The sequence below is a fragment of the Micromonospora sp. WMMD964 genome (assembly GCF_029581455.1).
In the GTDB taxonomy this organism is placed as follows: domain Bacteria; phylum Actinomycetota; class Actinomycetes; order Mycobacteriales; family Micromonosporaceae; genus Micromonospora.
Genome location: NZ_CP120860.1, coordinates 2,586,123 through 2,597,029, shown reverse-complemented (window position 1 = coordinate 2,597,029; position 10,907 = coordinate 2,586,123). Strand labels below are relative to the sequence as shown.

The 10,907-nt window shown below is 72.4% G+C and carries 10 protein-coding genes; 3 read left to right on the top strand and 7 right to left on the bottom strand.

Translation table 11 applies throughout. The features are described from left to right. Positions 1-71 precede the first annotated feature (71 nt). Positions 72-572, top strand: a complete 501-nt coding sequence (locus O7616_RS12120; RefSeq protein ID WP_282261878.1) for a nitroreductase/quinone reductase family protein — start codon at positions 72-74, stop codon at positions 570-572. Positions 573-769: 197 nt separating this feature from the next. Beyond that, positions 770-1,507: a nucleotidyltransferase domain-containing protein gene (locus O7616_RS12115; protein ID WP_282306886.1), complete on the top strand. Its 738-nt coding sequence runs from the start codon at positions 770-772 to the stop codon at positions 1,505-1,507. A gap of 4 nt (positions 1,508-1,511) precedes the next feature. On the opposite strand, the gene O7616_RS12110 is transcribed toward O7616_RS12115, so the two are convergent. Continuing rightward, the gene (locus tag O7616_RS12110; RefSeq protein ID WP_282306885.1) at positions 1,512-2,225 is read right to left on the bottom strand and encodes a VIT1/CCC1 transporter family protein; all 714 of its coding nucleotides are present in this window, start codon (positions 2,223-2,225) and stop codon (positions 1,512-1,514) included. A gap of 55 nt (positions 2,226-2,280) precedes the next feature. After that, the gene (map, locus tag O7616_RS12105; RefSeq protein ID WP_282306884.1) at positions 2,281-3,138 is read right to left on the bottom strand and encodes a type I methionyl aminopeptidase; all 858 of its coding nucleotides are present in this window, start codon (positions 3,136-3,138) and stop codon (positions 2,281-2,283) included. Between the two features lie 95 nt (positions 3,139-3,233). On the opposite strand from map, the gene O7616_RS12100 reads away from it, so the two are divergent. Continuing rightward, complete coding sequence (locus O7616_RS12100) at positions 3,234-3,548, top strand: STAS domain-containing protein (protein WP_282261884.1); 315 nt, start codon at positions 3,234-3,236, stop codon at positions 3,546-3,548. A 15-nt stretch (positions 3,549-3,563) separates the two neighbouring features. Here the strand turns inward: O7616_RS12100 and O7616_RS12095 are convergent, their stop codons facing one another. The 5 genes from O7616_RS12095 to O7616_RS12075 form a co-directional block, all read right to left on the bottom strand. Next, positions 3,564-7,223, bottom strand: a complete 3,660-nt coding sequence (locus O7616_RS12095) for a SpoIIE family protein phosphatase (protein ID WP_282306882.1) — start codon at positions 7,221-7,223, stop codon at positions 3,564-3,566. A gap of 193 nt (positions 7,224-7,416) precedes the next feature. After that, positions 7,417-7,968 (bottom strand): pyridoxamine 5'-phosphate oxidase family protein, encoded by a 552-nt coding sequence (locus O7616_RS12090; protein ID WP_282306881.1) that lies wholly within the window; start codon positions 7,966-7,968, stop codon positions 7,417-7,419. Continuing rightward, positions 7,928-8,722, bottom strand: coding sequence for a gamma-glutamyl-gamma-aminobutyrate hydrolase family protein (locus O7616_RS12085; protein ID WP_282306880.1), 795 nt, complete (start codon positions 8,720-8,722; stop codon positions 7,928-7,930). The genes O7616_RS12090 and O7616_RS12085 overlap by 41 nt, the downstream gene beginning before the upstream one ends. Continuing rightward, a complete protein-coding gene (locus O7616_RS12080; RefSeq protein ID WP_348773864.1) occupies positions 8,719-9,486 on the bottom strand; it encodes a 3-oxoacyl-ACP reductase in 768 nt (255 codons plus the stop codon). Before O7616_RS12080 ends, O7616_RS12085 begins: the two co-directional genes overlap by 4 nt. Before the next feature lie 5 nt (positions 9,487-9,491). Beyond that, on the bottom strand, positions 9,492-10,847 hold the full coding sequence (locus O7616_RS12075; protein WP_282306877.1) for an aldehyde dehydrogenase family protein: 1,356 nt from the start codon (positions 10,845-10,847) through the stop codon (positions 9,492-9,494). Between the last annotated feature and the right edge of the window lie 60 nt (positions 10,848-10,907).

The following is a 10,907-nucleotide window of genomic DNA, read 5'->3' as shown; positions in this document are numbered from 1 at the left end:
GCCGCCGCGGCCGCGACAGGTCGCCGATTCGGGGGTGCCGCCGGGGCCGGGCAACCGGCACACTGATCCGCGTGTCAGTGCTGGGAAATCTCACCCGCCGAGTCGGTCACTACCGGTGGTTCGGTGCCGCCGCACGCCTGTTGGTCCCCGCCGACCGGGTGATCGGCCGGCTCACTCGGGGCCGGGTGGTCGCGCTCGGCCTGATGCCGTCCCTGGTGATCACCACGACCGGCCGCCGCTCGGGCAAGCCGCGCAGCAACCCGCTGCTGTACGTGCCCGACGGTGACGCCTACGTGGTGATCGGTTCCAACTGGGGGCAGACGCACCACCCCGGCTGGGCGATGAACCTGCTCGCCGATCCGGCCGCCACAGTGGACGTGAAGGGCCGGCGACTCCCGGTGCGTGGCGACCGGGCGTCCGGCGCCGAACGGGACCGGCTGTGGCGACTGCTGGTCACCGAGTGGCCCGCGTACCGCACGTACGTCCAGCGGGCCGGTGGCCGGGAGATCCACATCTTCCGGCTGGTACCGACCGGGCGCGGCGAGCCCGCAGCTCCCCCGCCGGCTGGCTAAACTTCACCGGCAGTAAGCGAGCCGAGACACCGCACGCCGCACCGCGCCGCACCGCACGCCGCACCGCACGCCGCACGCCGCACGCCGCACGCCGCACGATCCGAGCAACGTCCCGGATGTTGCTGCCTCCGACCCGCGGGAGACACCAAGAACCCTGATGTTGCGCGGATCTTGGGAAGGGAAGGTGAGGTGGCCCCGTGAGCGCGAGCAGTGGGCAGACCGGTGTCGGTCGGGGTCTCGACGATGGACGGTGGGCGGTCGCGGAGCGGGTCGCCGAGGCGGTCCGGCGACGCTTCCCGGCCGAGGTGCTCGCGGTCGCGGTGCACGGTCCCCTGGCGCACGGTGACGACGACGGCGGCGGGGACCGCGAGGCGGGGATGTTGGTCGTCACCTACCGGTCCGGCACCGGCCCGCCGCCTGCCACCCGGCGCGTCGACGGGGTGCTCGTCGACCTGACCGTGGCCGGTGCGGAGGACTACCTGGCGCAGGCTCGGGTGATCTCCGCGCTGTGGCCGCTGACCGCCGACCGGTACGTGACCACGCAGGCGTTGCACGACCCGACGGGTTGGTTGCGCACGCTGCGCGACGAGCATCTGGGCCGGTTGGCCCGGGCCCGGCCGGCGGAGTTCAGCACCGCGGCCCGGCAGGCCTGGTATCGGGGCAGCGCGGCGCACGCCCGGGCGGCCCGGCTCGCCGAGTGGTACGAGACCGACCAGGCGCTGCTGATGCTCGGTGAGGCTCGGCTGGCGGCGGCCACGGTGACGGGTCTGCTGAGCCGCACCTACTTCCGTGATCCGGGGGACGCGGTTCGGCGTACCGGGTTGGCCGGCGCGGACATGACCGAGGTGGGTGCGGTGCTGGGCCGCCAGGCCGAGGAGTTGGCCGCCCGTGGTCGTGCGGTCGACGGGACGATCGACGAGTTGCTCACGAGTTGACGGGTCACAGCCCGCCGTGCACCCCGATCAGCGTGCCGACGAGATAGGTCGCACCGGCCGCGGCGGCACCCAGCAGCAGTTGACGTAGGCCGCCGGTCCACCAGGACCGGTTGGTGAAGCGGGCGACCACCGCACCGGCGGCGAAGAGCCCGAGCCCGCCGACGGCGAGCGCCAGCCACAACGCGGTCGCGCCGAACAGGTAGGGCAACAGCGGGATCAGGGCGCCCACCGAGAAGAAAAGGAACGACGAGGTCGCCGCGGCCCAAGGGCTGGGCTGGTCGTCGGGGTCGACACCCAACTCCTCGCGGACGTGCACCCGCAGGGCCTCCTCCGGGTCGCGGCGTACCGCCTCGGCGACCTGGGTGGCGAGGTCCCGGGGCAGGCCGCGGGCGACCCAGGCGTCGGCCAACTCGCGGGCCTCCGCCTCGGGGTGGCGTTCCAGCTCCCGGCGCTCCTTGGCCACCTCGGCGGCGACCTGCTCGTTGGCGGACCGGACGCTCGTGTATTCGCCGAGCCCCATGGAGATCGCCCCGGCGACCAGGCCGGCGGTGCCGGTGAGCACGATGCTGTGCGACGACACCCCGCCGCCGCCGACACCGGCGATCAGGGCGATGTTGGTGACCAAGCCGTCCATCGCGCCGAAGACGGCTGGGCGCAGCCAGCCGCCGGAGACGTCGGCGTGGTGCGCCTCGCGCAGGGCTGCCGGGGTTTCGGTCATGGTGCCTGCTCTTCGTTCACGACTGCGGGACTCCGCTTCGCTGCGTTCCTCGCGCTCACGGCAGAGTGAGGATCTCGTGGCCGTCGTCGGTCACCACGATGGTGTGCTCGAACTGGGCCGTCCACCTGCGGTCCTTGGTGACGACGGTCCACCCGTCGTCCCACATGTCGTACTGGTAGGTGCCGAGCGTGATCATCGGCTCGATGGTGAACGTCATTCCCGGCTCCATGATGTCGGTGGGGCGCGGGCTGTCGTAGTGCGGCACGTAGAGCCCGCTGTGGAAGGACTCGCCGATGCCGTGGCCGGTGAAGTCGCGGACCACGCCGTAGCCGAACCGCTTGGCGTACGACTCGATGACCCGGCCCACCACGTTGATCTGGCGGCCCGGGGCGACCGCGCGGATGCCGCGCATCATCGCCTCGTGGGTGCGCTCGACCAGCAGTCGGGCTTCCTCGCTGACCTCACCGACGCAGAAGGTGGCGTCGGTGTCGCCGTGCACCCCACCGATGTACGCGGTGACGTCGACGTTGATGATGTCGCCGTCCTGGATGACGGTGGAGTCCGGGATGCCGTGGCAGATGACCTCGTTGATGCTCGTGCAGCAGGACTTCGGGAAGCCCTTGTAGCCCAGCGTCGACGGATATGCGCCGTGGTCGCAGAGGAACTCGTGCACCACCTTGTCGATCTCGTCGGTGGTCACGCCGGGCTTGCAGTGCTCACCGGCGAGTCGGGTCGCCTGGGCGGCGAGTCGGCTGGCGATCCGCATCTTCTCGATGGTCTCCGGCGTCTGCACGTGCGAGCCACGCCACTCCTGCGGACGCTTCTTGCCCACGTACTCCGGTCGGGCGATCTGGGACGGCACCGGTCGCGTCGGGGAGAGCGTGCCGGGTGTCAGCGGAGGGCGGACGGTCATGCGGCAAGCCTATCGCCGGGAGTGCTGGTGACCCGCGCCACGGCCGCCGTGAGGTGGTTGTTGCCCTGCAAGTGTCGCTGTGCCATGGTGTCTGCGTGGATCAAGGGGGAGCACCGCCCGTCTTCTCCGCCAGCGCGGAGATCGACGGTGATCACCTTCGCGTGGTGGTGGCCGGTGAGGTCGACATGGCGACCGCGGACACGATGCTCCAGACCGCGCTGCGGGAGCCCGCCGGGCAGATCACCCTCGACCTGCGCGCTGTCACCTTCTTCGACTCGGCCGCCATCCACGCCCTGGTCCGGCTCGCCCAGCAGTTCCCGGGCACGCTCACCGTCCTGCCGTCCCGGCAGGTCCACCGGGTCCTGGACATCTCCGGCCTGGGCGAGCAGAGCTGGCTCAGGCCGGCCTGAGCGCCGGGCGCGGGGTCAGTCCCGTAGCTGCCGGCGCAACGTCACCTCGGTGCCCTCGTCGGTACGCCGCACCGACAGGTCACCCAACGCCCTGATCAGGGCCAGGCCGCGCCCCCGGAATCCGGCGCCGGTCGACTCCCGCCACTGACCGCTGTCCCGCACGGTGGCCGTCACCGTCCGGTTCTCGATCGACACCTCCACGCTGATCGTCGCCTCGGCGGGGTGGACCGGGTGTTCGATGGCGTTCGCGGCGGCCTCGGAGACCGCGACGGTCAGGTCGAACACGTCGGTCTCACCGACCTCGTGCGCGACCAGGAAGTCCTCCAGGCGCTTACGCAGCACACTCAGCCGGGTCGGGTCCGCCGGTAGCCGCAGCGCGAAGCGGTTCAGCTCCGCCGCCTCCAGGGCCAGGGCGGCCACGTCGTCGCGGCGGGGCCGCCCGTCGACCCGCTCGACGACCGCGTCGATCAGGTCGGCCACGTGCTCGCTGGGGGTGGCCGCGTCCAGGCACAACCGGGCCAGCGCGCCGTCGATGCCGAGCTGCCGGTCCTCGATCAGCCCGTCGGTGTAGAGCAGCAACCGACTGCCCGGCGTCAACTCACCCTCGACCGTCTCGTACGTCGCCTCGGGGATGGCGCCGACCGGGGGGCCGAGCGCGCGAACGTGCAGGAACGCCACGTCGCCTCCTCTGATCAGCAGTGGGGACGGGTGACCGGCGCTGGCGTACCGCAGACGGCCGGTACGCGGATCGAACAGCAGACAGACCACGGTCGCGAAGGAGCGGCGCTCGGTGGACCCGACCAACCGGTTGAGCCGGGTCAGCGACTCGCCCGGCCCGTAGCCCTCCAGCAGGTACGCCCGCAGCGCGTTGCGCAGTTGGCCCATCGCGGCGGCGGCCTGGACGCCCTTGCCGACCACGTCGCCGATGACCAGCACCAGTTCGCCGTTGTCGAGGGCGATGGCGTCGTACCAGTCCCCGCCGACCTCCACGTCGGCGGTGCCGGGCAGGTAGCGGCTGGCCAGCACCGCCCCGGGAAGCTGTGGCAGCGCTCGCGGCAGCAGGCTGTGTTGCAGCGTGGTGGCGATGCGGTGTTCGGCCTCGTAGAGCTGGGCGTTCTCCAGTCGTACCCCGACCAGGCGGGCCAGTTGGGTCAGGGCGGCGTCGTCGGTCTGCGCGTCGTCTCCGGCGGGCCGCCAGACCCGCAGCTCGCCGAGAGTGTCGCCGGCGGTGCCGGTCAGCTCGGTCGCGAAGGTCGGATCCGCGGCGGTGGTGCCGCCGCCGTCCGCCTCGAAGCGGGCCCCGGCCGCGGTGATCACCACTCGGGCGGCCTCGGCGAGGCTGAGCGCGTGCCGGGCGGCGACCTGGAGCACGTCGCCGGTGGACCGGGCGGTGTTCACCGCCACCGCCGCGTCCGCCAGCGCCCGGAGCCGGCGGATGATCTGCCCGCGCAGCTGGCCCAGCTCGACGTTGGCCCGGACCCGGGCGATCAACTCCTGGCTGACGAAAGGCTTGGTGAGGTAGTCGTCGGCGCCGGCGGACAGACCGGCGACGGCCTCCGCGGCGCCGGCGCGGGCGGAGAGCAGCACGATCGGGACATGCCGGGTACGCGGGTCCGCCCGCAACGCGCTCACCAGCCCGAACCCGTCGAGGCGGGGCATCATCACGTCGCTGAGCACCAGGTCGAAGCCGCCCTCGCGGGCCAGTGGCAGCGCGGCCAGCCCGTCGTTCGCGGTGACCACCTCCCAGGTCGGGGAGAGTAGCCGCGTGACGTGCTCGCGCAGGTCCGCGTTGTCGTCGACGACCAGGATCCGGCCGGCCGCGGTGCCGTCGGTCGGCCGGCTGTCGTACTCGGGTGCCGGGCCGGCGCCGGTCCACAACGCGGTCTCCGCCACGTAGAGGCGGGCCTGTTCGGGCTCCGCCGCGGGCAGGTGGCCGAACGTGACCACCCGGTCGGCGGGCAGGTGGTCCGAACCGGTCGGGACGGTCACCGTGAAGGTGCTGCCCTCGTCGACGCGACTGGTCAGCCCGACCTCGCCGCCGTGCATCTCGACCAACTCCCGGACCAGCGCCAGGCCGATCCCGGTGCCCTCGTAGGTGCGCGCACGGGCGCCGGGCACCCGATGGAACCGCTCGAAGACGTGCGGAATCTCGTCCGGCACGATGCCGATGCCGGTGTCCGTCACCTCCAGTCGGGCCGCGCCGTCCACGGCCCGGACGCGCACCCGGATCTCGCCGTCGAAGGTGAACTTGACCGCGTTGGACACCAGGTTGAGGACGATCTTCTCCCACATGTCCCGGTCGACGAAGACCGGCGCCGGCAGCGGAGGGCAGTCCACCACCAGCCGCAACCCGGCCCGGTCCGTGGCCGAGCGGAAGGTGCTGGCCAGCCGGGCCGTGTAGCCGGCGAGGTCGGTGGGCTGATAGCGGGCGGCGAGCCGACCGGACTCCAGTCGGGAGAAGTCCAGCACGGTGTTGACCAGCTTGAGCAGACGCAACGCGTTGCGGTGCATCGTGGTGAGCCGCTCGATCTCGGTGGCGGGTAGCGCCGGGTCGGCCAGCATGTCCTCCAGCGGGCCGAGCACCAGGGTCAGCGGGGTACGGAACTCGTGGCTGACGTTGGCGAAGAAGTTGGTCTTCGCCCGGTCCAGCGCTGCCAACTCGGCGGCCCGGGCACGTTCCTGCTCGTACGCCCGCTGCGTGCCGACCGCACGGGAGATCTGGGCGGCGACCAGGTCGAAGAAGTTCCGGTAGTCGTCGCCGAGCGGTAGCTGACGGCTCACGCCGACGATCAGGGCGCCCACCGTCTCGTTGGTCGCCGTGACCGGCAGCACGAGGGCCTGGTCCGCGACGTCGACAGGCGGCGGGTCGAACAGGTCGGCCACGTCGACCGTGGCGGGCACGCCGTCGGCGGTCACCTGGGCCAGCACCTGCGCGACGGCCTCGACGGCGGGCGGGACGCTGCCGGTGCAAGCGGCCAGGGCGAGTTGACCGCTGTCGTCGGCCAGGTAGATCAGGGCGAACGGCACGTCCGCGCGGTGTCGGCCGAGCACCTCGGCAGCGGTCCGGCCCAGCTCGGCGGAGCTGCCGACGTCGGCCAACTCGGCGCCCAGTTCGGCCAGTGCCCGGAGCCGACGCTCGCCGAGCACCCGGCCGGTGGTCTCGCTGACGATGCAGTAGACGCCACCGACCGAGCCGTCGGCGCTGCGGATCGGGTCGTACGAGACGTCGAAGTAGGTCTGCTCGACGAAGCCGTGCCGGTCCAGCAGGAAGGGGTGGTCCTCGCCACGGTAGGAGCGCCCGGTGGTGCGGACGCCGTCGAGCAGCGGGCCGAGCACCGGCCAGGTCTCCGCCCAGAAGGCGCGGGCCGGCTGGCCGATCGCGGCCGGATGCTTGTCGCCGATGGTCGGCCGGTAGGCGTCGTTGTAGAAGGCGAGCTGGTCGTCGCCCCAGAACATGACGATCGGCGCGCTGGAGGCGAGCATCATGCCGACCGCGTTGGACAGCGCGACCGGCCACTGACCGGGCGCGCCCAGTGGACCGGTGGACCAGTCGAGGCCGGCCAGCCGCTCGCCCAACTCACCGCCGGCGGCGAACGCCGCCGCCAGCATCGGGGAGGTCTCGCTGCCGGACGCGGCCGGATGCCGTTCGTCCGCGCCCCCCTGGGCCGAGCTCATGCAGCCTCCCGCTCCGGCCGTACCCCGCGACCGTTGATCTTCGCCCGCCGTGCTCCGACTTGTACCCCAGCGGACCAGCAACGTAACGCATCACGACAGGTGGACGCTGTTGACGTTCGCGCGGGCCGTCGGGCACCGGACAGGGCGGGCGCGCGGCGACGTCGAACGACGGTGGCCGGAGCGCCCCGACCAGTCAGAAGACCGGCAGCCCGTCGATGCTTGCCGCGTTCCTGGTGGCCCGGTAGGTCACCAGATCGTCGGCCGTACGGCGGGAGTGTGAGGTGAGCAACAGATCACGCTCGGCGCGGAAGTCCATCAACGGCACCGCGTACCCGCAGGAGTCGCTGACCCGCTCCACCTCGACGGTGATCACCGCCCGGACGGCGTGCACGTCCGGAGGCGCGGGGAACTCGGCGAGCCGGTCGGCGAAGGTCTCCTCGGTCACGGCGACGCTGCTGCCCCGGCCGTGCAGCCGGACGATCTTCGGCGGCCCCTCGAAGGCACAGAACATCAGCGTGATCCGGCCGTTGTCGCGCAGGTGGGCGATGGTCTCCGCCCCGCTTCCGTGATAGTCGAGGTACGCCACCCGGTGCGGCCCGAGGATCACGAAGGTGCCCCGCATGCCCTTCGGCGAGACGTTGACGTGCCCCTCGGCGCCGGACGGCGCGGTGGCCACGAAGAAGACCGGCTGAGCCGCGATGAAGTCACCCAGTCGAGAGTCGATCTCCGGATAGACCTTGCCCATACGTCGATCCTCCCATCGGCGACGGCACGGCACGGGGGCGACGAGCGTCACACCCGTTGTCGACCCGCCGGCCGGCGGCCCGGACCAGCGCGGTGATCGGCCGGGGATCCGGCTCGTTCTCCGGGTGCCACTGCACACCGAGCACGAACGGCAGGGCCGGATCCTCCACCGCCTCCACCACGCCGTCGTCGGCCCACCCGGTGACCGTCAACCGGCCCGGGTCGGCGACCGCCTGGTGGTGGTAGGAGTTGACCCGGTCCACCCCGGCCAGCACCGTCGCGGCCAGGCTTCCCGGGGCGAACCGCACCGGGTGGCTGCCGTAGACACCGGGTGCCGGGCGGTGCGCCTCGTGACCGACCACGTCGGGCAGGTGCTGGTGCAGGGTTCCGCCGTAGGCGACGGCGAGCAACTGCAGGCCCCGGCACACACCCAGCACCGGCAGGTCGGCGGCGAGCGCGGCGGCCAGCACGGTCAGCTCACCGGCGTCCCGGTCCGGCCGCTCCTCGGTACGCGGATCGGGCTGCTGCCCGTACCGCCCCGGACCCACGTCGGCGCCACCGGCCAACAGCAGCCCGTCCAGGACCGCCACCACGTCACCGTCCACGTCGTCGGGAGGTAGGACGACGGCCCGGCCACCGGCGCTCGTCACCGCCCGCGCGTACGCCTCGGGCACCAGAACGGCCGGTACGCCCCGCCACACCGCCCAGCCGGCCGGCTCGACGTACGCGCTGATCCCGATCAGCGGCCGCCTCACAGCGGCGTGACGTACGCGCCGGTGATGCCACCGTCCACGACGAACTGCGCGGCGGTCATGAACGAGGCGTCGTCGCTGGCCAGGAACGCCACCGCGGCGGCGATCTCCTCGGGTTGCCCGAACCGGCCCATCGGCACGTGCACGAGGCGGCGGGCGGCCCGCTCCGGGTCGGCGGCGAACAGCTCCAACAGCAGTGGGGTGGCCACCGGGCCGGGGCAGAGCGCGTTGACCCGGATGCCCTCGCGGGCGAACTGCACACCGAGCTCCCGGGTCATCGCCAGCACCCCGCCCTTGCTCGCGGTGTACGCGATCTGCGAGGTCGCCGCACCCATCAGCGCCACGAAGGAGGCCGTGTTGATGATCGACCCCTTGCCCTGGCGACGCATGTGTCCGATCGCGTATTTGCAGCACAGGTAGACGCTCGTCGTGTTGACCCGGAGCACCCGCTCCCACGCGTCCAGGCCGGTGTCCAGGATGGAGTCGTCGTCGGGCGGGGAGATGCCGGCGTTGTTGAACGCGATGTCCACCCGGCCGTGCCGGTCGGCCACCCCGTCGAACAGGTCGCGTACTGCCGACTCGTCGGCCACGTCGGTGTGGACGAACTCCCCGCCACACTCCTCGGCGGCCTTCGTACCGGCCGTCGTGTCGATGTCCACGCAGACCACCCGAGCCCCCTCGGCGGCGAACCGCCGGACGGTGGCCAACCCGATGCCGCTGCCCGCGCCGGTGACCACTGCCACCCGGTCCTGCAACCGACCCTGCACCCGCATCACTCCTCTGTCGCGATGAACACGTTCTTGACGTCGGTGAAGGAGTGCAACGCGTCCGGGCCCAGCTCACGGCCGAGCCCGGAACGCTTCATCCCACCGAACGGGGTCCAGTAGCGCACCGAGGAGTGCGAGTTGACGCTGAGGTTGCCCGCCTCGACGGCGCGGGCCAGGCGCAGCGCCCGACCGACGTCCCGGGTCCAGATGGAGCCGGAGAGGCCGTACTCGGTGTCGTTGGCGAGCCGGACCGCGTCGGCCTCGCCGTCGAACGGCAGCACCGAGACCACCGGTCCGAAGATCTCCTCCCGCCAGTGCCGGTCGGCCGGCGAGTCGGCCAGCAGCACGGTGGGCGCGTGCCAGAACCCGGGGCCGTCGGGGCAGGAGCCGGTGAACGCGATCGTCGCCCCGTCGAGGTAGCCGGCGACCCGGTCCCGCTGGGCGGCGGAGATCAGCGGGCCCATCTCGGCGGTGTCCCGAGACGGGTCCTCGACCCGTACCGCGCGTACCGCCGGTTCGAGCAGTTCCAGGAACCTGTCGTACACCGGCCGCTGGACCAGGATCCGCGACCGTGCGCAGCAGTCCTGGCCGGCGTTGTCGAAGACCGCGCCCGGGGCGGTCGCGGCGGCGCGTTCCAGGTCCGCGTCGGCGAACACGATGTTCGCGCTCTTGCCCCCCAGTTCCAGGGTGAGCCGCTTCACCTGCGCGGCGCAGCCGGCCATGATCCGGGTGCCGACCTCGGTGGAGCCGGTGAAGCAGATCTTGCGGACCGCCGGGTGGCTGACGAACCGCTCCCCCACCACCGCCCCCTCGCCCGGTACGACGGTGAACACGTCGTCGGGCAGGCCGGCCTCGCGGGCCAGCTCGGCCAGCCGCAGCGCGGTGAGCGGGGTCAACTCGGCGGGTTTGAGCACCACCGTGTTGCCGGCGGCGAGGGCCGGCACGAACCCCCAGGCGGCGATCGGCATCGGGAAGTTCCACGGCACGATCACGCCGACCACACCGAGCGGCTCGTGGAAGGTGACGTCCAGCCCGCCCGGCACCGGGATCTGCCGCCCGGTCAACCGCTCGGGCGCCCCGGCGTAGTAGTCCAGGACGTCCCGGACGTTGCCGGCCTCCCACCGGGCGTTGCCGATGGTGTGCCCGGAGTTGCGGACCTCCAGCGCGGCCAACTCGTCCAGATGCGCGTCGACGACGGAGGCGAACCGTCGCAGCAACCGGGCCCGGTCTCCGGGCCCGACCGTCCGCCACGTCTCGAAGGCGGCACCCGCCCGCGCGACAGCCGCGTCCACCTCCCCCACCGAGGCCCCGGCAACCTCCCGAAACCCCACCCCGCGAGAGGGATCGACAACGAGCGTCACCACCCGCACCCCCTTCCCCCGCCTCGTCGATCATGGAATCGTGGTGCCCCACGAAAGCCT

What these genes read in the sequence shown, in the direction of transcription:
- O7616_RS12090 (WP_282306881.1), bottom strand. Translation starts at nt 7,968, where the DNA reads ATGGGCAAGGTCTATCCGGAGATCGACTCTCGACTGGGTGACTTCATC.
- O7616_RS12110 (WP_282306885.1), bottom strand. Translation starts at nt 2,225, where the DNA reads ATGACCGAAACCCCGGCAGCCCTGCGCGAGGCGCACCACGCCGACGTC.
- map (WP_282306884.1), bottom strand. Translation starts at nt 3,138, where the DNA reads ATGACCGTCCGCCCTCCGCTGACACCCGGCACGCTCTCCCCGACGCGA.
- O7616_RS12095 (WP_282306882.1), bottom strand. Translation starts at nt 7,223, where the DNA reads ATGAGCTCGGCCCAGGGGGGCGCGGACGAACGGCATCCGGCCGCGTCC.